Below are 23639 nucleotides of genomic sequence, written 5' to 3'. Positions count from 1 at the left end.
GTTCCTAGACAGTCAGAAACCTAGACAGGAAGCGGCGTGCGGCCGTTAAGGCGCTCCGAAACACCCACAGATGAAGCAGGAGAGCCAAAATCTCCGTCGAATTCGTTCGGGGCACGGTGCGAACACCCAGTGAATAGTCAGCGGCTCAGCGACCAGGGCTTGCGACGCACGAGGATGTGGCCGCGGCTCGTGCTCAGCCGGGTCCACAGGCCCGTCTCGAACAGGCGCACGGGCTCGTTTTTCGGCAGGAAACCGAGGCTGACGGCCGCGAAGGCGGCGCCGGCCGGCACGATTTCCAGGCCGGGGATCGGGCGGCTCCAGACTTCGGAGCGCACCCGCTGCACGATCTGCCCGCCGGTTCCCGCCGGGATGACGGCGGCGACTTCCTCAATGCCGGCCTGCGCCGCACCGTCGAGCAGGGCGGCATCCGTTTCACCGAGCAGGGTCCAGCCGCCTTGGGGCGGCGAGATACCGGCCCAGGTCACGGTGGTCACTTCCAGCGGCACGGTTACGGTCACTGTCGCCTCGTCCTCCAGCACGGCCGCGGTGAGGCGGGCGAGGCGGTCCAGCAGGGAGCGCACGGGAACGACCGCGTCGAGCTCGACCGGTGCGGTGAGCGCGAAGGTGCGCAGGCCCAGCACGGTCGGGCTGGAGTCGAGGAGACCGCGCGGGTAGAGGATCGCGGTGTAGACAGCGAGCACCCCCGCGGCCTGAATGAGGCGCACGGAACCGTCCTCCACCCGGCTAGCGCGGGAGAGGTAGACCTGGAGGTCGCGAAGGGACAGGGACTCTGGGAGAGAAAATGACTTACTCATCTGCTCCTAAACTACCAAGGTACGGCGCGCGTCACACCGGTGCGCGCGTCTGCTCCGCCACGCGCCTGAGGAGGCCACATGGACTTGCCGATGGAGGGCCTTCTAACCGCCCTGGACCTCACCGACACGGGCGCCCGCACCAGCGAGGACATCTTCACCGGGCCGTCGCAGTGGATGCCGCTCGGCCGCGTTTTCGGCGGGCAGGTGCTCGCCCAGTCACTGGTCGCCGCGATGCGCACGGTTCCCGACGACCGCCATGTGCACTCGATGCACGGCTATTTCCTGCGCCCCGGCGACGTGGGCCAGCCGATCACCTTCTCCGTCGATCGCATCCACGACGGCCGCTCCTTCTCCACCCGCCGCACGCAGGCCTATCAGGACGGGCATCCGATCCTGTCGATGATCGCCTCGTTCCAGGACGGTGATGAAGGCCTCGAGCACCAGATCGAGATGCCAACCGATATGCCCGACCCGGAGTCCTTGCCGACGGCGGCGGATGCTTTGGCCCAGGTCGACCACTCCATCGCCCGCTACTGGGCGAACGAGCGTCCGTTCGACATGCGGCACCTGCCGTCGCCGATCTACCTCAAGGTGGACGGCGAGCACACCTCTCGCCAGGCCGTGTGGATGAAGACCATGGGCCCGTTGCCCGACGACCCTGACCTGCACCGCGCCGCGCTGGCATACGCCAGCGACTACTCGATCATGGAGCCTGTCATGCGTCGCCACGGCGTGGCCTGGGCCACACCCGGGCTCAAGGTTGCGAGCCTGGACCACGCCATGTGGTTCCACCGCTTCGGCCGGGTCGACGAGTGGATGCTCTACGTACAGGATTCCCCGACCGCCCAGGGTGGACGCGGGCTCTCCACCGGCAGCATCTACAGCCGGGCGGGCCTGCTTCTCGCCACGGTCGCGCAGGAGGGCATGCTGCGCGTGCCCACGAACGCAGAGTAGCCTCTCTCACATGCTCTGAGCGTCTCTGAGCATCTCTGAACGCCCGCCCGATCGAGGAGAACCATGACGAACGCCACCGACATCTCCCGCCGCACCGCGCTCCTGCTCGGCACCGCTGGCACCGCCGTCGCGCTGGTCGGCTGCAGCACCGACGGCGCCGCAGACTCCGGCACCGGCACCGGCAACATTGGCCCGGTGGAGTTAGCCAAGCTCGCCGACATCCCCGTGGGCGGTTCGATCGAGGCCTCCCTCGATGGCAAGCCCATCCTGATCAGCCAGCCCAAGGCCGGCACCGTGGTGGCGTTCAGCGCGATCTGCACCCACCAGGGCTGCGTGGTCAAAGCGGTAAAGGACGAGTTCGACTGCCCCTGCCACGGCTCGAAGTTCGACCGTGCCACCGGCGAGGCCCTCGCCGGACCGGCGACCGAACCGCTGGCGTCGGTGAAGGTCACCGTCACCGGCGACGCCGTCACCGCCGGCTGAGGCGGACTGCGTCCGGGCCGGCCTACTCAGCCGGCAGGGACGCGCGCCGGGTGAATCGGATGGGTTCGTCTACGTATGGAGCCCAAGCGGCGCGCTCGACCTCGTTGATCTTGCGCGGCCGCTCGGTCGCGGCGTCCACCAACACGATTGTGGTGCTCGCCTGCGCGAAGAGAACCGCTGGCTCCAGGCCGATCGGAGTCCAGACCTCGTAGCAGACCTCGAGGCTGGCGCCGCCGAGCTTGCCGAGCCAGAGACGGATGTCCAGAGGCTGCCTCAGATACGGAATCGGAGCCAGATACTCGGCCTCCATCCGCGCGATCAGGGCCAGCGTCGCCGCGCCCGGGCGCCCGTCCAGCACGGCGGTGCCGGCGAACGCCCCGGGGCCGTCGCCGTCTTCATCCGGCCAGAACGCCTGGATGCGCGCATCCTCGAGCACACGCAACAACTCGGCGTTGTTGACGTGGCCGTAGGCGTCCAGATCCGACCAGCGCAACTTCACCGGCACGCGCAGCTTCACCGCGGGTCCTAGTCGCGGGTCAGCTTGCGGTACGCGGACCGGTGCGGTTTCGCGGCATCCGGGCCAAGGCGTTCGATCTTGTTCTGCTCGTACGACTCGAAGTTGCCCTCGAACCAGTACCAGTTCGCCGGGTCTTCGTCGGTGCCCTCATAGGAGAGGATGTGCGTGGCGATTCGGTCAAGGAACCACCGGTCGTGGGTGATGACCACGGCGCAGCCGGGGAATTCAAGGAGCGCGTTCTCGAGCGAGCCGAGGGTTTCGACGTCCAGGTCGTTGGTGGGCTCGTCGAGCAGCAGCAGGTTGCCGCCCTGCTTGAGGGTGAGCGCCAGGTTGAGGCGGTTGCGCTCACCACCGGAGAGCACGCCGGCCTTCTTCTGCTGGTCGGGACCCTTGAAGCCGAATGTGGACACGTAGGCCCGCGACGGGATCTCGGTCTTGCCGACCTGGATATAGTCTTGGCCGTCGGAGACGACCTCCCAAAGCGACTTGTTCGGGTCGATGCCCGCGCGGCTCTGGTCGACGTAGGAGATGTCGACCGTCTCGCCGATCTTCAGTTCACCCAGGTCCAGTGGCTCGAGTCCGACAATCGTCTTGAACAGCGTGGTCTTGCCCACGCCGTTGGGGCCGATGATGCCGACGATGCCGTTGCGCGGGAGGGTGAAGGAGAGATCCTCGATGAGGACCCGGTCGCCGAAGCCCTTCTTGACCTTCTTGGCGTCGATGACCTGGGCACCGAGGCGCGGGCCGACGGGAATCTGGATCTCTTCGAAGTCAAGCTTGCGGGTGCTCTCGGCCGCTGCCGCCATCTCTTCGTAGCGGGCGAGACGCGCCTTCGACTTTGCCTGGCGGCCCTTCGCATTCGAGCGCACCCATTCGAGCTCGTCCGCGAGGCGCTTGGCCATCTTCGCGTCCTTCTTGCCCGCGATGAGCAACCGTTCCTGCTTCTTCTCGAGGTAGGTCGAGTAGTTGCCCTCGTAGGGGTACAGGTGGCCGCGGTCGACTTCGGCGATCCACTCGGCCACGTGGTCGAGGAAGTACCGGTCGTGGGTGACGGCGAGAACGGCGCCGGGGTACTGGGCCAGGTGCTGCTCGAGCCAGAGCACGCTTTCGGCGTCGAGGTGGTTGGTGGGCTCGTCAAGGAGGAGCAGGTCGGGCTTCTGCAGCAGCAGCTTGGTCAGCGCCACGCGGCGCTTCTCACCGCCGGAGAGGTCGGCGACGGAGTAATCGCCCGGCGGGGTGCGGAGGGCGTCCATGGCCTGCTCCAGCTGGGAATCGAGGTCCCAGGCGTCGGCGGCGTCGATGGCCTCCTGCAGCGTGCCCATTTCGGCCAGCAGTGCGTCGAAGTCCGCGTCGGGTTCGCCGAGCGCGAGGCTGATCTCGTTGAACCGGTCGACCTTGGCCTTGATCGGGCCGACGCCCTCCTGCACATTCTCGAGGACCGTCTTGGTCTCGTCGAGTTCGGGCTCCTGCATCAGGATGCCGACCGAGTAGCCGGGCGAGAGCTTCGCCTCGCCGTTGCTGGGGGTGTCCAGCCCGGCCATGATCTTCAGGATCGTGGATTTTCCGGCGCCGTTCGGCCCCACGATACCGATTTTGGCGCCGGGGAAGAACGACATGGTGACGTCGTCGAGGATCAGTTTGTCGCCGACCGCCTTGCGAGCGCGGACCATCGTGTAGATAAATTCAGCCATAGTGCTTACCAGTCTATTTGCCGCGTGGCCCCGACCAGACACGTTCCGGATGCGAGGATCGCCGTGACCGCGCTGTGGTACCCGCCCGTGGCCGGTCCGTTCTGCCCGATCAGGCATTCGCCGTTGAACCGAACGGAGAACTGGATAGAGTCCGCTGGGAGGTCGATGTTGGTCTCGTCGAAGGTAACCTCCATTTGGGCCCGGTCGAAGCCGGAGGCCCCCAGCGCGTCCACGAATGCCCGCCCGCCGGCATTCTCGTCAGCGGTGACGACTGCCGTGGCGACGCTGTCGAAGTAGGCCAGGTTCGCCGCGGCATCCTTCTCCGGCTGTAGCTGCGGCGCGGGTATCGGCGCCGCGTTCGCGGTCGGACGAGCCGACGCCGACGCCGTGGCCGTGCTCGAGGGAGTCGCGGCCGGTGCCGCCGAGCAGGCCGCGAGGCTGACCGTGACGGCCAGCCCGAGCAGCAACGCGCTACCGGTGCGTGGGGAACGGATGCCGGTTCGACGTCTCCGGGTTTCCCGATCTGATGGTGCCGGCACGTGGTCCTTCCGCGACCGCGGTGCGGTCAGACCTCTGAGTCTGCCAGATGCCCCGTGTCCCCGAGAGTCTATTCCGGTGACTGTCCCGGTGACTGTGCCGGACACTGTGCCGAGTTGCCGCCATCAGGAATCGACCCCGACTAGCGCCGCGGACTCTGCCTCGTCGCGCATCGGGGGTGCGTCGTCAGTATCGGCAGGTAGGAAGCCGTCCGTGGGCTCGGTCGGATGTGGCGCCGACGCTGCGCCGGGCGGCGGCGAGCGCGTGTAGACGGTGCTGCACCAGGCCAGGTCGTGCCCGACGGTCTCTGCCTCGACCTCGACCGAGGTACCGTTGCGGTCGGCATTTTCCCACGGCCGGATGCGCAACCGCCCCGCCACGACTACGTGCTCACCCTTCTGCACCGAGCGCTCCACGTTGTGGGCGAGCTGCCGGAAGGAGGACACCGTGTACCAGTTGGTCTCGGCGTCAACCCAGGTCTGTTTCACACGGTCGAAGCGACGCTGGCTTGATGCCAGCCGAAACGACGTGATGGCCAGCCCCGCACTGGTCACAAGGTGACGGGGCGTGGTGGCCACGATTCCGGTCACGGTGATGCTGTCGCTCATTACGGTCTCCCTCATCCTGTGAGCCCCGGACGAATGCCCGGAACACGCGACCTGGAGCGACGGCTCGTGCCCGTCTCCGCCGCCCCAGATCGCGTACTCCGAGTGTGCGGCGGCAGGACGACGCGCGGCCGCGGCATCCGGAACCTGTGCCGAATGACCGCCCCCCGCAGCTGGGGAGGGCTGGGCTCGCTTCTGACGGAGAGGGTCCGGGTGCGCGCCGCGGTCGGTGTCGAACCAATTCGACGGAGATTCTTCTGTGAAAGCGCTCTTTCCCAGTTTCTAGTGCCGCTTTGGGCAAAATCTCCGTCGAATTCGTTTGGCTCCGGGTTTCCGCACGGCGGTCTCGGCGGCGCTGGCACGGCAGCTAGAAAACCCGTTCATTTCGCCGCGCTCGGCGATACTCGCCGCCTACGAGTACACGAACTCGCGCTGCTAGAGGAGGTATTCGGCGTAGGACTTGCGGATCTTGTTCACCTTGGGCAGCGCGACGGCCATGCAGTAGCCCTGACCAGGGTTTTTGGCGAAGAAGTCCTGGTGGTGGTCCTCGGCCACGAAGTATTCGCCGAGCGGATCGATCGTGGTGACGACGCCGCCGCCCCACCATTCGGCGGCGCGAGTGCGAGCGGTTTCGAAGAGCCGCTTCTGCGCGTCGTCGGCATAGAACATCGCCGACCGGTACTGGGTGCCCACGTCGGCGCCCTGGCGGTTCAGCTGGGTCGGGTCGTGCAGCGAGAAGAACACGTCGAGGATGACGCTGGCCGGGATGACCTCCGGGTCGAACGTCACGGCGATGGCCTCGGCGTGGCCGGTACGGCCCGTGCACACCGACTCATACGTTGGCCGTTGAGCCCCTCCCCCGGTATACCCGGAAACCACCTCGCTCACGCCACGCAACACCCGATACACGGCATCGAGACACCAGAAACATCCACCTGCGACCACAAAAGTTTGCACACCCTTAGAGTAACGGCATGACCTTCGTGCCAGCTCCGAACCGCTATGCCGACATGACCTACCGACGCGTCGGACGGAGCGGCCTCAAACTGCCGGCGCTGTCTCTCGGCCTCTGGCACAACTTCGGCCACGAGCGCCCGATCGAGACCCAACGCGCCATCCTGCGCCGTGCCTTCGACCTGGGGGTCACCCACTTCGACCTGGCCAACAACTATGGTCCTCCTCCCGGAGCCGCCGAGACCAACTTCGGCCGCATCTGCGCCGAAGATTTCCGGGCCTACCGCGACGAGATGATCATTTCCAGCAAGGCCGGCTACGACATGTGGCCGGGCCCCTACGGCGATTTCGGTTCTCGCAAGTACCTGCTCTCCTCCCTCGACGCGAGCCTGGGCCGGCTCGGCGTCGACTACGTCGACATCTTCTACTCCCACCGGCCGGACCCGGAGACTCCCATCGAGGAGACCATGGGCGCGCTGGCGTCGGCGGTGCAGCAGGGAAAGGCCCTCTATGTCGGCATCTCCAGCTACACCCCCGAGCAGACGCGGGCCGCGGCGGCGGCGCTGGCCGAGCACAAGATCCCCCTCCTGATCCACCAGCCGCGTTACTCGATGTTCGATCGCCACATCGAAGACGGGCTCTTCCCCGTGCTCGACGAGCTCGGCATGGGCAGCATCGTCTTCTCGCCGCTCGCACAGGGACTTCTCACCGACCGTTACCTGGACGGCACCGTTCCGGCAGGCTCGCGGGTCGCGACGAGCGATTTCCTGTCGGAGGACGTTCTCACCGACACCTACCAGGGCCGTGCCCGCGCCCTTAACGAGATTGCCGCCGCGCGCGGCCAGACGCTGGCCCAGCTGGCGGTCACCTGGATCCTGCGCCAGCCGTCGGTGACCAGCGTGCTGGTCGGCGCGAGCAGCCTGAACCAGCTCGAGCAGACCGTGGCGGCCCTGGATGCCCCGCCTCTCACCCAGATCGAAATCGACGAGATCGAACCGTACGCCGTGCACGGCACCGGTCTGGGCTGAGCGAAGTGGGCTATCTCTACGCTCTCCTCGCGTCGCTGCTTTTCGGCCTCAACGGCAGCACCACCAAGGTGATCGTGGATGCGGGCCTGTCCCCGGCTCAGCTGACCTTCTTCCGGGTCACGGTCGTCGCCCTCCTGGCCGGCGGTCTGTTGCTCGTGACCAACCGGCGGGCGTTCCGCATCAGCCTGCGCCAGCTCGCGGTAATGGCCATCCTGGGGGTGGCCGGGGTCGCCCTGATCCAGTGGTTCTACGCAGTGGCGATCAGTCTGCTGCCGGTGGGCATCGCGCTCATGCTCGAGTACACCGGGGTGCTGATCGTCGCCCTGGTCGCCCGGTTCGTCTTCAAGGAGCGGGTCAAATCCCGCATCTGGCTGGCCATCGGCTGCGTTCTGATCGGCATGGCCGTCGTCGCCCAGATCTGGGCCAGCACCCTCTCTGAACTGGGTGTGCTGGCGGGAATCCTCGCCGCAATCTGCCTGGCAGTGTATTTCCTGGTCGGGGAGCGGCAGGTCGCCGCGACCTCGCCACTGGCCGTGTCGTTCTGGTCCATGCTTTTCGCCAGCGCGTTCTGGCTCGTGTTCAGCGCCTGGTGGCAGGTCGAGCCGCAGACCCTGGTTCAGGATGTCGCGTTGAACGGCAACCTCGGGGCGGTGTCTCTCCCGCTGTGGCTGCTGACGCTGTGGAACGGCGTGTTCGGCTCCTTCGCCCCGTATCTGTTCTCGTACATGGCGCTCGGCCGACTGACTGCCACGGCGGCCGGCATCGTGTCTGCCTCGGAGGTGATCTTCGCCTTCGCGTTCGCGTTCCTCTGGCTCGGCGAGTCCCTCGACGGGCTGCAGACGGCGGGGGTGGTCCTTGTGCTCGCGGGCATCGTCGTCGCCCAGACCGCACGTCCGAACCGGGTTGTGGACCTCGACCTGGCCAGCCAGGACATGGTTTTGCTGAACGGACCTCTGCGGTAGCGCCGAAACCACTGTCGGTGGCTCTCCGTAGCCTGAGGGGACCCTCACCCGCGTACGGTCGATCTCGGAGAATTCCATGTCCACACCAGCGTCCCCACTTCCCCGACTGCCGGTCATCCGCGGTCTGCAGTTTGTTCCCGTGAAAGACGGCCTCTGGCGGGTCTCGAACCGGTCCGGCATGGTGCTCGGGCACATCGAGCGGCGCACCGAGGTCGACGGCGACCACTTCGCTGCGCGGCGCCTGCTCGCCGCCACCCGCACAATGAACGTCGGTTCGTTCTGGCGCATTGACGACGCGGCCGACTGCTTCCGCTGACTGCGCGCACCTCCCCGCAGGGCACGCCGCGCCGCTCCCGGAGATCGGGACGAGACGCCGGTAAAGTGCGCTCATGCAGTGGTGGAATAGTTTCGTATCCTGGCTCACGGCAGCCAGCAATCAGTCCATGGTTTTCAGCGCCGTGGTGCTCATCGTCTCGATCGTCGTCGCCAGCCTTCTGGCGGCGGTGATCTCCCGCGGGGCGATCAAACGCCTCTTGGCGCAGAACGACCGGGCTCTCAAGGCGGCCGTGATCGGCACCCTCGTGGATGCCGCGACCGAGGCATCCGTCTGGAACTCGCTCACGCCGCAGGAGCAGGTCATGGCGGACCGCGCGGTGGGCCAGGCCGACGTGCAGCTGCGCCTCCTGCCGATCAAGGGTTCGGGCGTCGCCGCGAACTGGGCCGCGCATCAACTCGCTGAGCTCAAGCGCACCTCGGCCACGTTCGGGTACCAGCTCGAGCCCGCGCTGCTCGAGTTCCGCGACCGCCTGGTCGAATGGCAGGACAAGCCGGGCCGCACCCGCAAGATCTTCCAGAGCGACCTCGACCGGTGGAAGGTCTCCAAGAACAGCACCGAGAAGAACCTCCTCGCCGAGCAGGATGCCTGGACCGCCCAGCAGCACCACGACCAGTTCACCGCCGCGCCGGCCGCGCCCGTGCCTGCCCCGCTACAATATGCGTCTGGAACGGCCTCGGCGTCGACGGAGACCCAGCGCCTCCTCGACGACGTGCAGGCACTGGAAGTGCGCCCCACCCCGCTCCAGAGCTAGACGTCCGTGAGCCGCCGCCGCGCTCCCGAGCGAGGCGGCGGCGGCGGCTCACAGCTCTCACGAGTCAGCGCCACCACTCGTCGAACATCGATGCCGGGACCTGGCGCTTGTGCTCGGTGCCGAGGTAGCGGTTCTCGATCGTCTCGGCGACGAGATCGTCGACGGGCAGCCCTTCCAGGAAGTCGTCGATCTGCTCGTACCGCAACCCCAGGTTGGCCTCGTCGGTCTGGCCGGGGTTGTCGTCGAGAAGGTCGGCAGTCGGCGCCTTGAGGTATAACCGGTCCGGCGCCCCCAGCTCGACCAGAAGCGCTCGCCCCTGACGCTTGGTCAGTCCGGTCAGCGGCAGGATGTCCGTGCCGCCGTCGCCGTACTTGGTGAAGAATCCCGTGACCGCCTCGGCGGCGTGGTCGGTGCCCACGACCAGCAGGCCGGCCGAGCCGGCGAGGGCATACTGGGCGACCATGCGCACCCGGGCCTTGACGTTTCCCTTGTCGAAGTCCGGCAGCGGGCGGCCCGTCGCATCGGCGAATTCCGCTTCGATACCGTCGACGGCCCGCTTGATGTCGAAGGTGACGGTCGACGCAGGACGAATGAATTCCAGGGCGAGCTGCGCGTCCTCCTCGTCCCGCTGCACCCGGTACGGCAGGCGCACGGCCTGGAAGATGGCCGAATGTCCCGCCTCGGCGAGCTGCTCCACGGCCAGCTGACACAGACGGCCGGCCAGGCTGGAATCCTGACCCCCGCTGATGCCGAGCACGAGGCCCTGTGCCCCCGTTCGGACCAGGTAGTCCGCGAGGAACTGCACTCTGCGGCGAACCTCGGAGGATGCATCGATATGGGGGGACACGTTCAGCTCCGCGATGATTCGCGCCTGTAGTTCTCGCATTTCCCGAATCTACCAAACCGAGGGTAGAGCAACAGGATTCACGGGTGTTGTGCGGTGCCCCCGGTAGGAATCGAACCTACGACAAGCGGATTAGAAGGCCGCTGCTCTATCCACTGAGCTACGGGGGCGAAGAACGATCAACAATACCGCAGACCCGGCCCGCCGGCGCTCAAACGGCCTTCGCGGCCGCCACGAGCACCTGGGCGAGTGTCGGCACACCCGTGGCCCGGAAGACCTCGATCCCGGCCGCGTCCCGGATGATCACCGTGGGGGTGATCCGGATGCCGTCGGCCTCGGCTTCCGCGACGTCCCGCACCACGTCGAGCTCACGCACGGTCGCCTGGGGCACGAGGCGTTCGACCTCGGCCAGGACTGCCCGGGTCTGCATGCAGGGCTCACAGAAGGCGGAGGAGAAGTACGTCAATTCCATGCGAGGTAGTCTACGGAGCGAACGTCTCAGTCGCACCGCTGCCGGGATCAGCGCAACAGGGCCGGTCGGCGTCCGCCGTTAGACTCGGCACATGAAAAAAAGTAGTGACCGGTTGGTGTGGATTGACTGCGAGATGACCGGTTTGGACATTGATTCCGACGAGTTGGTGGAGATCGCTGTAGTGATCACCGATTACGACCTGAACATCATCGACCCGGGACTCGACCTCATCATCAAGCCGAATCAGGCGTCGCTGGAGAACATGAACGACTTCGTGCGCAACATGCACGAGACCAGCGGGCTGATCAACGAGATCCCGAACGGAATCAGCGCCGCCGAGGCCGAGACCCTGGTGCTGGAATACGTACTGCAGTTCATCCCGGCCGAGCAGAGGGCTCCGCTGGCGGGAAATTCCATCGGCACCGACCGGGCCTTCCTGATGAAATTCATGCCTCGCCTCGACGCCCAGCTGCACTACCGCAACGTCGACGTGTCCTCGATCAAGGAACTCGCACGCCGCTGGTACCCGCGGGTTTACTTTAACGCCCCCGCGAAAGACGGCGGACACCGCGCCCTGGCTGACATCCTCGAATCCATCCGCGAACTGGCGTACTACCGCCAAACCGTGTTCGTGGCCGACCCCGGGCCGTCCAGCCAACAGGCGAAGAACAGCGCGGCCGAAGCCGTGAACATTTTCGCTGCGAACATGTAATACACTTGTCAAGTTGCCTTCTCTGTGAGAAAGCAGCGCATGGTGGGTATAGCTCAGCTGGTAGAGCATCCGGTTGTGGTCCGGAAGGCCGCGGGTTCAAGCCCCGTTACTCACCCCAATTGAAACACGCAGAAACAGTCCATCGAACGCGCGACCGGGCCCTCGGATTCGGCCGCGCGTTCGCATTTCCGGCATCGAAACGCCGCACCGAAATGGTGTCCTCGCCTCGGCCTCCCCGCGGTCCAACGGCGTCCGGGACAGCTGAAAGGGATCTCTCCATGCGTGCTCGTTTCGCCCTCCCCGCCGTCGCTGCGGTGGCCGCCCTCCTGCTCACCGGCTGCGTCGACAACACTGTGCCGGTTCCCGGAGCCGACGCCACCGCGCCCGCCAAGACCGTGACCGAAGATGCCGCCGCCTCGGCGCTGCTCCCGGAGAAGGTCCGCGCCTCCGACACGCTCGTGATCGGAACGAGCCCGAATTACTCCCCCAACGAGTTCAAGGACGATTCCGGCAACCCGATCGGCTGGGGAGTCGAACTCGGCGCCGCGGTTGCCGCGAAGTTGGGTCTGACCGCCGACTACAAGGTCGCGAATTTCGACACCATCATCCCGAGCATCATCGGCGGCGAGATGGACCTGGGAAACTCGTCCTTCACCGTCAACCTGAAGCGCCAGGAGCAGGTCGACTTTGTCAACTACTACACGGCCGGCATCCAGTGGGCCTCCGCCACCGGCACCACCGTCGACCCCGACGACGCCTGCGGCCTGAAGATCGCCGTGCAGTCCACCACCTACGAGGACACCGACGAAATCCCGGCCAAGAGCGCCGCCTGCGTCGCCGCCGGAAAGCCCCCGATCGACAAGCTCAAGTTCGACACCCAGGACCTGGCCACGAACGCCACTGTGCTCGGCCAGGCCGACGCCTTCAGCGCAGACTCCCCGGTCACCCTCTACGCGATCCAGCAGACCGCGGGCAAGCTGCAGAAGGCCGGCACCTCCTTCGACGAGGCACCGTACGGCATGGCCGTGGCGAAGGACTCCGGGATGGCAGCGGCCGTGCAGGCTGCCCTGCAGTCCATGGTCGACGACGGCTCCTACGGCGAGATCCTCAAGACCTGGGGCGTCACCGACGGCGGCCTGAGCACCATCACGATCAACGGCTGACCGGCTCCCTGAGAGGCTGAACGAATGTGAGATGCTGAACGGATGCCGCAGCTGACTCACGAGGAGTTCGAGCGTCTCGTCGTCGACGAGCTCGACCTCCTGCCCGACGACATGGTCGACGGCCTGGACAACGTGATCTTCGTGGTCGAGGACCGATCCGAAGACGGCACGATGGACACCCTCGGGCTCTATGACGGGGTTGCCCTGACGGAGCGCGGGCAGTACGGCTTCGGTGAGATGCCGGACCGGATCGTGCTCTACCGGGAGCCGCTGCTGGACCTCTGCGCGGATCTCGAGGAGTTGCGCGACCAGGTGCACATCACTCTGGTGCATGAGATCGCCCATTTCTACGGCATCGACGACGACAGGCTGCACGACCTCGGCTGGGGATGACCAACCACCGTTAGCCTTGCGTCATGAGTAGATCCCGGCCTGCCCGCGTCATCGGCGCCACGGTCGGCGCCCTCGTCATCCTGTCCGTCGGCGTCTACGGGCCGGCCACCCTACTGGGGCCGTTGCCTGAGGCCACCGCCACGCTGGTCACGCCGGCGGCCGGCGAGTCGGTTCCGTTCCCGCCCGCGCTGCCGGCCACCGGCGGCAGCGCCGTCATCGGCCTGGCCACGGTCACACCCGATCCGGCCTTCCCGGAGACGACGGCGCTGGACGCCGACGCTCTCGCCACCACCCTGCCTCTCGCCGTGGCCGGCACGGCCGAACCGCTGCCGATGGCCGCGGCGACGAAGATCGTGACCGCCCTGGTCGTGCTCGACGCGAAACCGCTGACCCTTGGTGAGACGGGGCCTCAGATCCCGATCACGGCCGCGGATTACCAGGACTACATCGACTACGGCAATTCCGGTGCCCGCACCGTCGTGGTCTTCCCGGGCGAACTGTGGACCGAGACCGAGCTGCTCCAGGCGATGATCCTCGGCTCCAGCAACAATCACGCCGACACGCTGGCGCGTTGGGCCTTCGGCTCCCTCGACGCCTACAGCGCCGCCGCCAACGCCTGGCTGGGCAAGCAGGGCCTCGACGGCACTCGTGTCGCCGACGCCACCGGGCTCAACGACGAAAGCGTCGGAACGGCCACCGACCTTGCCCGGCTGGCCGGCCTGGCCGCCGCCGACCCGGTGATCGGTGCCATCCTCTCCCAGCCGGCCTCCGCCCTGGTGGGCCAGCGCGGCGTGGACAACACCACGGCGTTCCTGGCCGAGGAGGGCGTCACCGGCATCACCCGCAGCTACACGGACGGGGCGGGCGTCTGTTTTCTCTTCACCGGTCAGGTGCAGGGCCCGGACTCGACCTACACCTTTGCCGGTGCCCTGCTCGGCGAACCCGATTACGACACCCTGACCAGTGACGTCACCGTCCTGATGGAGAGCGCCCGCGCCGGGGTACGCGAGCTGCCAACCCTCGCCCAGGGTGACGCCTACGTGGAGTTCAGCACACCGTGGGGGGCCGAGGCCTCCGGAACCGTGCGCACGGCCACGACGACGTACGGCTGGCTGGCCCAGGCGCCGGGCGACGCGGAGGTGATCCTGGAGACGGTGTCGACCGGCCGGGCGGGCAAGACCGTCGGCCGGGTCACGGTGGAGACCGGGGGCACCGAGGTGACGTCGACGCTGGTGCTCGACCGCACGATCAGCGCGCCGGGCCTCGGTTGGCGGCTCCTGCACCCCGTGCCGATGATCTCGGCGCTGATCGCCGCGGACCGCTAGCGGCGAAAGGCTGCCGCGACCGCCCGCCGGCTACTGGTCTGCGGCTACTCGCGCTCGCCGGTCGGCAGGAACGGGTCGCTCTCGCCCGCGTCGAACCGGTAGCGCACGTGCACGCGGCCCTGCACATCGCGCACGTCCTCCTCGTCGTACCAGAACAGCGTTTCGACCCCCTCGACGGCGGCCATCATGCTGACCCGGGCGTCATGTTTGCCCTGGATCAGCACCCGGGTGTCGACCTGGCCCGCGAGGGGACCGTCAATGAATTCCGCGGTGTAAACGACATTTTCAGCACCTTGATCAGCCATACCTCCAACCTAGTCCCGGGCACCGACTTACGGGCGACGGATGTCCGGGGTCCCGGCCAGCCGGATCGTCGCCTGCCGCTCGGGCGCCTCCCGCTCTCGGTAAGCGTCCCAGCCCGCTTCCCACTGGTCCCAGTGCGACCGGAACAGTTCGCCGTCCCGGGCGAGGGCCCGCTGCTTGCGGATGCGGTCGTCGGCGGCCAGCCAGACCCGGATGTCGCTGAGTGGCGCGTGGGCGGCCGCCAGGGTTCCGCAGCCCTCCACGATCAGCGGGCGGGCCGGGTCGACCGGGTGCCATTCTGCCGACTCGCGCCGCTCCCAGTCATAGCGCCGCCAGGCGGCGGGCCGGCCCAGTCTTCTCGGGGCGAGCACCTGTTCGCGCAGGTGCGTGACGGCGGCGTCCAGCCCCTGCCAGCCGGGGTAGATGTCGTCCAGCCGCACCAGGGTGGGCCGGAGCGGTCCCGGCCAGGCGACGACGAGCGCGTCGGCGAGGGTGCTCTTGCCGGCGCCGCTCGGCCCGTCGATGAGAACGACGGGCGCCACCCCGGCGGCGGCAAGGTCGCGGAGCACGGGGGCCAGCAGCATCCGTCGGTCACCGACCGGATCGGGGGCGGCCGGTTCGAGGGCGGCCGTGGGCAGATCAGGTGAGGACAAAGTTCCAGCTTCCCGTCGCCACGGAGACGCTCACCGAGAGCAGGGCCACGGCCAGACCGATGCCGACCAGGGCCACCTCGCGCCCCCGGAAGCTGGAGGGGCGGGCCCAGGTGCGCCGCACCGAGGCGCCGAACCCGCGGGCCTCCATCGCCGTCGCGAGTTTGCTGCCGCGCCGGATCGACAGCACCAGCAGGGCGAAGGCCTGGCTGAGCAGCCGGCGCAGGACGCCGCGGTCCGCGATGCCGCGGGCCCGCCGAGCCAGTTCGAGGGCGCGCCAGTCCTCGAGGAACAGGCCGACCAGGCGCAGCCCGGCCAGACCGCCAAGCACGAAGCGGGCCGGCAGTTTCACGACTTGGCCGAGGCCGTCGGCCAGGTCGGTGGGGTCGACGGTCACGAAGAGCACGACCGACGGCAGTCCGATGGCGAGGATGCGCAGGGTCGTGGCGATGGCCAGCTCGAGTGATCCCTCGGTCACGTTCACCAGCCCGAAAGACCAATAGACCGCCCCGGCCGCCTGCCCGTAGAGCAGGGTGGTGACGCCGGCGGTGGGTGCGGCGATCCAGACCGGCAGGGTGCGCACCGCGAAGGCCTTCAGGGACAGCCCGGCCCAGAAGAAGAGCACGAACTCGCAGGCGAGGGCGACGACTGCGGAGACCCAGTCGATGGTGAGGATGAGCACGCCCGCCAGCAGCAGCGCGGCGGCCAGCTTCGCGACCGGGTTGATCCGGAAGATGGCCTGGGTTCCCCGGGCAGGCGTCAGCACGCTCACCGGGACACCGCCGCCCGCGGCGTGACGCTGCGGCCGGCCCGCCCGGCCAGATGGTACTCCCGGTCAGCCAGGGCGACCACGAAGTCGGTGTCGTGCGAGACGGCGACCACCGCGGTGCCCTCCCGCAGGAGTTCGTCGAGCAGGGCCACGATCTCCCGCCAGGTGCGCAGGTCCTGGCCGAAGGTGGGCTCGTCGAGCATGAGCAGTCGTGGCTGGGTGGCCAGCACGGTGCCCACCGACAGCCGACGTTTCTCTCCGCCGGAGAGGGTGAACGGGTTCGCCTCGGCCAGGTGGTCCAGGCGCAGGCGCTGCAGCACCTCGTCGACCCGGGCATTGATGTTCGCCTCCGGCCGTTTGAGGGCGCGCGGCCCTACGGCGAGTTCGGCCCGCACGGTGGCGGCCACGAACTGGTGCTCCGGGCTCTGGAACACGGTGCCGATGCGGGTGAGCAGCTGGCGGGACTTCCAGCGGATCGGTTCCTCGTCGGCCCCGCCGGCGAACTCCGGGCTCGCGAGAACCGCTCCCCCGGCCGGTTTCAGCAGGCCGGCGAGGGTGAGCATCAGGGTCGATTTGCCGGCGCCGTTCGGTCCGGTGACTGCCAGAGCGGTGCCGGCGTGCACCGTGAGGTCGATGTCCCGGGCGAGCACGTCGGCGCGCGTGCGCGCGACCGCGAGGCCGGGCGTGCGGAGCAGAGGGACCGAGCCGGGCGCCGACGCCGAGCTGGTCTCGCGCCGCGATGCAGTCAGGCCGTTGCCCCGCCCGGGCACCCAGACACCCGCGGCCGCGAGCCGTTCCCCCTGCCTGGTCAGCACGTCGTCGGGATGGCCGTCGGCCAGCACTCCCCCGGCCGCGTCGAGCACGATCACCCGGTTCACAAGGTTCTGCCAGACGGCGACCCGATGTTCGATCACGATGAACGTCGCCGCGGAGTTCTCGAGCACGCGGGCAACGGAATCGCGCACATCCAGCACGCCTCCAGGGTCGAGATTCGCTGTGGGTTCGTCGAGCAGCAGCAGCCCCGGCCGCATCGCCAGCACCCCAGCGAGGGCGAGGCGCTGCTTCTGTCCACCCGACAGCGACGACGTCGGATGGCTGAGCGGCAGGTTCAGGCCGACCATGTCCAGGGCGTCGCTCACCCGGCGCCAGATCTCTTCGCGGGGCACCCCCAGGTTCTCGCAGCCGAAGGCGACGTCGTCGCCCACCCGCGCCAGGATCACCTGGGAGTCAGGGTCCTGCAGCAGCAGCCCGGCCTGGCCGCGCGCTGCGGTCGGCTCGGCGCCGTTTACAAGCAGCTGACCGCGCTGCTCGCCCTCCTCGTCGCCGCCGAGAACCCCGGCGAGGGCGTGCAGCAGAGTGGATTTGCCGGCCCCGGAGGCGCCGAGCAGCAGCACGCGCTCGCCCGGCTCGATTCTCAGGTCGAGGCCGTTGACGGCCCAGCCCCGCCGCCCGGCATGCCGCCATCCCCAGCCGCGGGCCACGACGGACGCTCCCGAGACGGATGCCGCTGCTGCCGGTGTCATCGCCGTCCCCCTAGACCTGGGTGCGGTTCGATCGCCCGGCGGCGAACCGCGACAGTGCCCCGGTGCGGGCGAGGCCACGCATGGCCAGCCAGGACAGCAGTCCGGCCACGACAATGCCGGAGACGATCGAGGAGGCGGTGTAGATGGTGATGAAGGGAACGGCCGATCCGGGGTACCAGAGCAACAGGTCGTTGACGGCGAGGGCAAGGCCGGCACCCGCGCCGGCGAGCAGGGCCACGACGAGGCGGTAGTTGGCGTAGAAGAACAGCGCGAAGACCAGCTCCGCGCCGAGACCCTGCACCAGGCCGGAGACCAGGATGGTGGCTCCCCAGGCGGTGCCGCCGACCAGAGTCGACACGACCGCCGCCAGCAGCTCGGTGTAGAGCGCGGCGCCGGGTTTGCGGATGATGAGGCCGCCGAGCACGCCGGCGAACAGCCATCCGCCGCCCAGGAGAGCCTGCAGGCCCGGCAGCAGCGGGGTGAGCAGGCCGCTGAGCGGGTTGTACGCCTGGTTCCAGACGACGAAGATGAGCCCGCTGGCCACGCCGATGACACTGGCGATGACGATGTCGACGACCCGCCACCGGAAGTTACGCGGCTGGCGGGACGTGGTGGAGGTGAGAAGAGTTGTTGTAGCGTGCACTGGTCGTGCCCTTTCCGTAGATGGTTCCAGGGCACGGGAACGAGAAAATTTGCCTCCCTGCGCTGGCATGATCCAGATCAGGTTCGACGGTCGAAGCTTCAGAAGCTTCCTCTCAGCCCGGTTGACCGGACTCCCGTGTTCGATTCAAGTATAGACCTCGGCCTAGACTCGCGGGATGGAGTCCTCGCCTCGCCCCCGCATCACTGTCGGGCGCGAATGACGTTCACCGTTCCCCTGATCCTCGCCGGGCTGTTGCTTCTGTTGCTGCGCCACTTCATTTTGCGGCGACGACGGATGCGACGCGGGCTACCCGTGCGCGGACCCTGGCACATCCCCCGCAGCTGGCGGGAAGGGCCGGGCTCCCGCCAGCGGCTGGGACGCTGGCGGTGTAGCTGGCGCGGGCGGCGTTGACCGCCCGAACGCGGTACGCTCGACGTGGTGTGTCGGGAAGTCTGGTCGACAGCAATGTCCGTGTGCCACAAAATCCTGATTGACTGAGGCTCGTCCATGCCGAAACCATCACCTCTTCCTCCCACCCCGAAACTTAACGTCTTTCGCCGTAGCAGCTATCCCGAGTACCTGCACGTCTCGACGATCCTGCGCAAAGAGACCGTGGGCGGCGCTCTCCTGCTGGTGGCGACGGTTCTCGCGCTGACCCTGGCCAACACCGGGGCCTCCGATTTCTACTATGCGGTGCGGGACTTTCAGATCGGCTACGAGCCGTGGCACCTCAATCTGAGCCTCGGCGCGTGGGCCGCCGACGGACTCCTGGCGATCTTCTTCTTCATTGCCGGGCTCGAACTCAAGCGTGAGTTCGTCGCCGGCGATCTGCGCACCTTCAGCCGCGCGGTCGTCCCGGTCGCCGCGGCCGTCGGCGGCGTCATCGTTCCGGCTGTGATCTTCACCGCGATCGTGTTCAGCTCGGGGCCGGAAATGTTACGAGGCTGGGCCATCCCCACCGCCACCGACATCGCCTTCGCCGTGGCCGTGCTCGCCGTGATCGGCTCCAAACTGCCCAGCGCTCTGCGCATCTTCCTGCTGACCCTGGCCGTGGTCGACGACCTGCTCGCCATCGCCATCATCGCCTTCTTCTATTCCGGCGACCTCCAGCCTGTTCTGCTGCTGCTCGCCATCGTGCCGCTGAGCCTCTTCGCCTTTCTGGCGCATACGCACTCCTATCTGTTCGGCACCACCAGGTGGGCCGCGGGCGCCGTTCTGCTGCCGCTCGGCCTCGCCACCTGGGTTCTCGTGCACGGCTCCGGCATCCACGCCACGGTGGCCGGAGTGCTGCTCGGCTTCGCCGTGCCCGTGCTGCGCAGCCGACGTGGCGGCGGACCCGACGCCGGCCCGGGCCTGGCGCAGAACCTCGAGCACCGCATCCGCCCGCTCTCGGCCGGTTTCGCCGTGCCGGTGTTCGCGTTCTTCTCCGCCGGGGTCACGATCGGCGGCGTGTCAGGCCTGACAACGGCCCTCACCGACCCGGTCGCGATCGGAATCGTCGTAGCCCTGGTGGTGGGCAAGCCGGTTGGCATCATGCTCGCCACCTGGCTGGTCACCAAGACCACCCGGGGCGCCCTTGACCCGGACCTGGCCTGGGTGGATGTGATCGGCGTCGCCATGCTCGCCGGTGTCGGCTTCACGGTGTCGCTGCTGATCAGCGAGCTGGCTTTCGGGCAGGGTAGTCCGCACGACGAACACGCCAAGGTGGCTATCCTGACCGGTTCGCTGCTGGCGGCACTACTCGCGACCGTGGTGCTGCGGAGCCGCAACCGGCACTACGGGCGCATCGCCGCCAAAGAGGCGCTCGACGCCGACAACGACGGCGTCCCAGACGTGTTCGGGGCCGATCCGGCTCGCGACGAGCGGTTCGGCGGGCACTGACAGGGCCGGAGCGCACCCAGGCCCAACTCCCTCAGCCGGAGTGTCTGCTGGTCGTCACGGGCGGAACGCCGTGCCCGGCACCGAACCAATTCGACGGAGATTCATCGATCAACACCCGTTTTTGAGCCCAAACGCGCTGTTCAGGGCACAATCTCCGTCGAATTCGTTCGGGACGGATGTGCCGCAGGTCCGCGGACTCGAAAGACGCGGCGGTTAGAGCCTACGTTCATCCACCGCGTCGCTGTCCGCGGGAAAACGCGCGTCGGAATCGGGAACAAGCGCAACGGAGCCCGCGATCCGCGAACCCCCCTCAACCTCGGCCATGGAGACTCATTCATCGAGCTGGCCGGCGGGCACTGATAGCGCCGGAGCGCAGTCAGCAGCCCGACATCCTCAGTCGGAGTGGCTGGGCGACCGGGCGGCTGGGAGCCTTCGCTGCTAGCGTTTGAGGGCGCGGACGACGCGGGAGATCGCCTTGCCGGCCACCCAGAGGAACGGGATGCCGACCGCGAGCAACGAGATGACGTTGGGCTCGAAGCGCACCGTCGTGCCCGATTTGACGTAGGCGCCGATCGGCAGGGATGCCCCGCCGCCCCCGCCGCCGGACCCGCTGCCGGTGGCGGCGGAGTCACCCTCGCCACCGCCGAAGCCGTAGTAGACGAGAGCAACGGGAATCAGGGTGACGCCGTCCACCTGGACCGGATCACCGTAGGCCGACCTGACGCCGGCGGTACGAGAGATATCTGCGAGCTTCTCTGGAAGGCTAGTCATGGATTCAGGCTACCCCCTGTCTGGTTTGCGGTTGCCTGATCAGAGTGGGCCTGATCAGGGTGTGTCCGGATCCAGCAGCGACGCCGGGCGCACCGTGCCGCGCCCGAACCTTGCGGTGACCGAGTCCACGGCCCGTTCGGCTCCCCGCCAGTCATCGTCGGGGTCCCAGAGACCGGTGCCAGTGCCGTCGCCACCGCTGAGCTGCTCAACGCGCACGCCGATGAGGCGCACCCGGATGCCGGAGGCCGCCAAAGCCTCGAAGCTGGCAGCCACCTCCTCGTAGATCCGGCGTCCGACGCTGGTCGGTTCCGACAGGGTGCGGGAGCGGGTGACGGTGCTGAAGTCGGTGTAGCGCACCTTGAGCACCACGCAGCGGCCGACGAGGCCTGCGCGGCGCAGCCGGGCAGCCACCGCAACGGACTGCCGCAGCAGTTCGCTACGGAGCCGGGCGACATCCGTCACGTCGTATTCGAAGGTGACCTCGTGGCCGACACTTTTCTCCTCGTGCTCCACCGTGACCACCCGAGGGTCCCTCCCCCAGGCAAGCTCGTGCAGCTTGCGGCCCGACGCGTCGCCCACGCACTTCTGCAACACCGCGAGCGGGGTGCGGGCGAGGTCACCGATCTGACGCAGGCCCTGCCCGAGAAGCGCCTGCTCGGTCGTGGCGCCGACCCCCCACAGGGTGCCGACGGGCAACGGATGCAGGAATGCGAGGGTCTCGTCGGCGGGGATCACGAGCAGGCCGTCGGGTTTCGCCCGGCCCGACGCCATCTTGGCGACGAACTTCGTGCTCGCCGCGCCGACCGAGCAGGTGAGCCCGGTTTCGGCCTTGACCCGGGCCCGGATCTTCGCGCCGATCTCGGCCGGGGTGCCATGCAGGCGCCGGGCACCCGCCACGTCGAGGAAGGCCTCGTCGATGCCCAGCTGCTCGACCAGCGGCGTGAACTCTTCGAAGATGCGCATCACCCGGTCGGAGTATTCCTTGTACCGCCCCATGTGCGGTTCGAGCACCACCGCCTCCGGGCAGCGCCGCAGGGCGAGCGCCATGGGCATGGCCGAATTGACGCCGTAGCGCCGGGCCACGTAGTTCGCCGCCGTGACCACCGAGCGCCCGGACCGGTGCCCCACGATCACCGGGCGGTGCACCAGTTCGGGGTGATCGAGAAGTTCGACTGACGCGAAGAACGCGTCCAGGTCGATGTGGAGCAGGGTCGCGGTGCTGTCGTCGACCGCGCCTGTCGAGACCGTGCGATCGCTGCCGTCCTGCCTGCTCATGCGTCCTGCCTGCTCATGCGTCCTGCCTGCTCATGGAGAGACCCTAACCCGGACCGGCGACAGGCCGCGACCGATTCCGCGACGGGAGAACGTAAACAGCGCCGGGGCGGAATGCACGGTGACGGAATGCACGGTGACTGATGCCGGTTGTAGCGTTGCAGGGGCATCCGTTCCACCCGTTCTACCGAGGGAGTCCCATGACGCATGACTGGCTTGCGCTGCAGAAACAGGCCGCCGAAGAGTTCGGGGCCCGCGTCGACATGATCACCGACTGGGCCGCCGCCACACCGGACACCGAGTGGACCGTGACCGAGTTGGTGCGCCACGTGGTGCTGGAACAGCAGTGGGTCCCCGCGCTGCTGCGCGGCCTCTCGGTGCTCGACGCCCGGCGCTCACTCACCCCGCTGGGCCCGGACCTCGCGAAGGAATGGGCCATCTACTCGGCGCTGGCGGCCGCAGCCTGGGCAACGACCCCGGCCGACGCACCGGTGACCCTGTCGTATGACACGGTAGCGGCATCCGACTACCTGCGCGAGCAGGTCTCCGACGTCACGATCCATTCCTGGGACCTGGCGCGGGCAACGGCCGCCGACGAGTCCCTCGACCCGGCCCTGATCGAGGCGGTCTGGACGGTGTTCGAGCCCCAGCGGGACACCCTCGAGGCCAGCGGCCTCTTCGCCTCCCCGATACCATCCGACGAGAACGCGCCCCTGCAGACGCGGCTGCTCGCCCTGACCGGCCGGGATCCGCGCCGGCCGTAGCCCGCGGGCTGCACCTGCCAGGCGTGGGGCTAGCGGCTCTCCTTTTCCGAGCCGGTAATGCGTTGGGCGATGTAGATCGAAACGATCGACACCAGCACCAGCACCAGCACCACGGCGATGACGTTGACGATCGGTACCTGGCTGGGGCGAAACAGGTTGTCCAGAATCCAGATCGGCAGGGTCTTGATGCCCGCCCCCGCGGTGAAGGTCGTCACCGTCTGGTAGAGCGAACCGGAGCACGGTGATGATGTTATCGAGCGTCCAGGACCGTGTGGTGGTGCCCGTGAAGCTGTCGACCGTCCACAGAGAGGTGATCAGCGGGGTGGCGAGGGCAACGAGGGCAACGAGGGCAACGATGTAGATCAGGCCGAGCCAGAGCAGAGGGGTGGACAGCATCAGCGTCAGGCGAAGCCGCGGATGCCGGCTCAGCGTGATCGAACCCCGCCGGGCGAGCGTGTCCCGGTGCGGCGGCACCGGCATCCGTTGCCCCGGCGACGCCGTGTCACCCGTCATGATTCCT

At 67.9% G+C, this 23639-nt stretch carries 28 protein-coding genes, 2 tRNA genes and 1 riboswitch; of the genes, 13 read left to right on the top strand and 17 right to left on the bottom strand.

The annotated features are described in order from the left end of the window. Positions 1-137: 137 nt before the first annotated feature. Entirely contained in the window at positions 138-815 is a 678-nt protein-coding gene (locus E3O47_RS07975) for a hypothetical protein (protein ID WP_104103304.1), read from the bottom strand. A gap of 78 nt (positions 816-893) precedes the next feature. Between E3O47_RS07975 and E3O47_RS07970 the strand changes: the two genes are divergently transcribed. Both E3O47_RS07970 and E3O47_RS07965 read left to right on the top strand, forming a co-directional pair. After that, entirely contained in the window at positions 894-1769 is an 876-nt protein-coding gene (locus E3O47_RS07970) for an acyl-CoA thioesterase II (RefSeq protein WP_233191540.1), read from the top strand. Positions 1770-1832: 63 nt separating this feature from the next. Beyond that, on the top strand, positions 1833-2252 hold the full coding sequence (locus tag E3O47_RS07965) for a Rieske (2Fe-2S) protein (RefSeq protein WP_134420127.1): 420 nt from the start codon (positions 1833-1835) through the stop codon (positions 2250-2252). A 22-nt stretch (positions 2253-2274) separates the two neighbouring features. Here E3O47_RS07965 and E3O47_RS07960 read toward each other — a convergent pair whose 3' ends face one another. From E3O47_RS07960 to msrA, 5 genes are all read right to left on the bottom strand, one after another. Further along, entirely contained in the window at positions 2275-2769 is a 495-nt protein-coding gene (locus tag E3O47_RS07960) for a thioesterase family protein (RefSeq protein WP_134420125.1), read from the bottom strand. 8 nt (positions 2770-2777) lie between these two features. After that, positions 2778-4460, bottom strand: coding sequence for an energy-dependent translational throttle protein EttA (ettA, locus tag E3O47_RS07955; protein ID WP_104103296.1), 1683 nt, complete (start codon positions 4458-4460; stop codon positions 2778-2780). 5 nt (positions 4461-4465) lie between these two features. Beyond that, positions 4466-4999: a hypothetical protein gene (locus tag E3O47_RS07950; protein ID WP_241986123.1), complete on the bottom strand. Its 534-nt coding sequence runs from the start codon at positions 4997-4999 to the stop codon at positions 4466-4468. A gap of 123 nt (positions 5000-5122) precedes the next feature. After that, positions 5123-5605, bottom strand: a complete 483-nt coding sequence (locus E3O47_RS07945; RefSeq protein WP_134416598.1) for a single-stranded DNA-binding protein — start codon at positions 5603-5605, stop codon at positions 5123-5125. A gap of 432 nt (positions 5606-6037) precedes the next feature. Further along, positions 6038-6559, bottom strand: a complete 522-nt coding sequence (msrA, locus tag E3O47_RS07940; protein ID WP_134343113.1) for a peptide-methionine (S)-S-oxide reductase MsrA — start codon at positions 6557-6559, stop codon at positions 6038-6040. Positions 6560-6576: 17 nt separating this feature from the next. On the opposite strand from msrA, the gene E3O47_RS07935 reads away from it, so the two are divergent. From E3O47_RS07935 to E3O47_RS07920, 4 genes are all read left to right on the top strand, one after another. Continuing rightward, positions 6577-7584: an aldo/keto reductase gene (locus E3O47_RS07935; protein WP_134343112.1), complete on the top strand. Its 1008-nt coding sequence runs from the start codon at positions 6577-6579 to the stop codon at positions 7582-7584. 5 nt (positions 7585-7589) lie between these two features. Beyond that, positions 7590-8546, top strand: coding sequence for a DMT family transporter (locus E3O47_RS07930; RefSeq protein ID WP_134420123.1), 957 nt, complete (start codon positions 7590-7592; stop codon positions 8544-8546). Positions 8547-8622: 76 nt separating this feature from the next. Continuing rightward, complete coding sequence (locus E3O47_RS07925) at positions 8623-8862, top strand: DNA mismatch repair protein (protein ID WP_104103281.1); 240 nt, start codon at positions 8623-8625, stop codon at positions 8860-8862. A 73-nt stretch (positions 8863-8935) separates the two neighbouring features. Next, the gene (locus E3O47_RS07920; protein WP_104103279.1) at positions 8936-9634 is read left to right on the top strand and encodes a hypothetical protein; all 699 of its coding nucleotides are present in this window, start codon (positions 8936-8938) and stop codon (positions 9632-9634) included. Positions 9635-9698: 64 nt separating this feature from the next. Here the strand turns inward: E3O47_RS07920 and nadE are convergent, their stop codons facing one another. From nadE to E3O47_RS07905, 3 genes are all read right to left on the bottom strand, one after another. Next, positions 9699-10520 (bottom strand): ammonia-dependent NAD(+) synthetase, encoded by an 822-nt coding sequence (nadE, locus tag E3O47_RS07915; RefSeq protein ID WP_104103276.1) that lies wholly within the window; start codon positions 10518-10520, stop codon positions 9699-9701. Positions 10521-10575: 55 nt separating this feature from the next. Further along, positions 10576-10648: transfer RNA gene (locus tag E3O47_RS07910), tRNA-Arg, on the bottom strand. Between the two features lie 41 nt (positions 10649-10689). Next, entirely contained in the window at positions 10690-10950 is a 261-nt protein-coding gene (locus tag E3O47_RS07905; RefSeq protein WP_104103273.1) for a thioredoxin family protein, read from the bottom strand. 91 nt (positions 10951-11041) lie between these two features. On the opposite strand from E3O47_RS07905, the gene orn reads away from it, so the two are divergent. The 5 genes from orn (at position 11042) to E3O47_RS07880 (ending at position 14543) form a co-directional block, all read left to right on the top strand. Then, entirely contained in the window at positions 11042-11662 is a 621-nt protein-coding gene (gene orn, locus E3O47_RS07900; RefSeq protein WP_104103271.1) for an oligoribonuclease, read from the top strand. Between the two features lie 42 nt (positions 11663-11704). Continuing rightward, a tRNA-His gene (locus E3O47_RS07895) sits at positions 11705-11780 on the top strand. Between the two features lie 160 nt (positions 11781-11940). Further along, complete coding sequence (locus E3O47_RS07890; protein ID WP_158250309.1) at positions 11941-12825, top strand: ABC transporter substrate-binding protein; 885 nt, start codon at positions 11941-11943, stop codon at positions 12823-12825. Positions 12826-12867: 42 nt separating this feature from the next. Further along, positions 12868-13218: a metallopeptidase family protein gene (locus E3O47_RS07885; RefSeq protein ID WP_134420121.1), complete on the top strand. Its 351-nt coding sequence runs from the start codon at positions 12868-12870 to the stop codon at positions 13216-13218. Between the two features lie 23 nt (positions 13219-13241). Then, positions 13242-14543: a hypothetical protein gene (locus E3O47_RS07880; RefSeq protein WP_104103261.1), complete on the top strand. Its 1302-nt coding sequence runs from the start codon at positions 13242-13244 to the stop codon at positions 14541-14543. 44 nt (positions 14544-14587) lie between these two features. On the opposite strand, the gene E3O47_RS07875 is transcribed toward E3O47_RS07880, so the two are convergent. Genes E3O47_RS07875 through E3O47_RS07855 form a run of 5 tightly spaced genes read right to left on the bottom strand, consistent with a single transcriptional unit; the run spans position 14588 to position 18431 of the window. Beyond that, positions 14588-14848 (bottom strand): hypothetical protein, encoded by a 261-nt coding sequence (locus E3O47_RS07875; protein ID WP_104103259.1) that lies wholly within the window; start codon positions 14846-14848, stop codon positions 14588-14590. A 27-nt stretch (positions 14849-14875) separates the two neighbouring features. Then, positions 14876-15499: an ATP-binding protein gene (locus tag E3O47_RS07870; RefSeq protein ID WP_233191538.1), complete on the bottom strand. Its 624-nt coding sequence runs from the start codon at positions 15497-15499 to the stop codon at positions 14876-14878. After that, positions 15486-16268: an energy-coupling factor transporter transmembrane component T gene (locus tag E3O47_RS07865; RefSeq protein WP_134343107.1), complete on the bottom strand. Its 783-nt coding sequence runs from the start codon at positions 16266-16268 to the stop codon at positions 15486-15488. Before E3O47_RS07865 ends, E3O47_RS07870 begins: the two co-directional genes overlap by 14 nt. Next, positions 16265-17788 (bottom strand): ABC transporter ATP-binding protein, encoded by a 1524-nt coding sequence (locus tag E3O47_RS07860; protein WP_134420119.1) that lies wholly within the window; start codon positions 17786-17788, stop codon positions 16265-16267. Before E3O47_RS07860 ends, E3O47_RS07865 begins: the two co-directional genes overlap by 4 nt. A 10-nt stretch (positions 17789-17798) precedes the next feature. Further along, positions 17799-18431, bottom strand: coding sequence for an ECF transporter S component (locus tag E3O47_RS07855; RefSeq protein WP_104103251.1), 633 nt, complete (start codon positions 18429-18431; stop codon positions 17799-17801). Between the two features lie 37 nt (positions 18432-18468). Next, a riboswitch (TPP riboswitch) is annotated at positions 18469-18578 on the bottom strand. Between the two features lie 360 nt (positions 18579-18938). Here E3O47_RS07855 and nhaA point away from each other — a divergent pair. Further along, positions 18939-20312, top strand: a complete 1374-nt coding sequence (gene nhaA, locus E3O47_RS07850) for a Na+/H+ antiporter NhaA (RefSeq protein ID WP_104103249.1) — start codon at positions 18939-18941, stop codon at positions 20310-20312. A gap of 438 nt (positions 20313-20750) precedes the next feature. Here nhaA and E3O47_RS07845 read toward each other — a convergent pair whose 3' ends face one another. After that, positions 20751-21083: a hypothetical protein gene (locus E3O47_RS07845; RefSeq protein ID WP_134343105.1), complete on the bottom strand. Its 333-nt coding sequence runs from the start codon at positions 21081-21083 to the stop codon at positions 20751-20753. 54 nt (positions 21084-21137) lie between these two features. After that, complete coding sequence (locus E3O47_RS07840) at positions 21138-22358, bottom strand: DNA polymerase IV (RefSeq protein ID WP_134343104.1); 1221 nt, start codon at positions 22356-22358, stop codon at positions 21138-21140. A 197-nt stretch (positions 22359-22555) separates the two neighbouring features. Between E3O47_RS07840 and E3O47_RS07835 the strand changes: the two genes are divergently transcribed. Next, positions 22556-23119, top strand: a complete 564-nt coding sequence (locus tag E3O47_RS07835; RefSeq protein WP_104103241.1) for a TIGR03086 family metal-binding protein — start codon at positions 22556-22558, stop codon at positions 23117-23119. A gap of 29 nt (positions 23120-23148) precedes the next feature. Here E3O47_RS07835 and E3O47_RS07830 read toward each other — a convergent pair whose 3' ends face one another. After that, positions 23149-23334 (bottom strand): hypothetical protein, encoded by a 186-nt coding sequence (locus E3O47_RS07830; RefSeq protein WP_174722142.1) that lies wholly within the window; start codon positions 23332-23334, stop codon positions 23149-23151. Positions 23335-23639: the final 305 nt, after the last annotated feature.

The organism is Cryobacterium sp. TMT2-17-1 (assembly GCF_004402765.1).
Lineage (GTDB): Bacteria > Actinomycetota > Actinomycetes > Actinomycetales > Microbacteriaceae > Cryobacterium > Cryobacterium sandaracinum.
The sequence above is the reverse complement of the archived record's forward strand: the minus strand, read 5'-3'. Positions and strand labels throughout refer to the sequence as shown.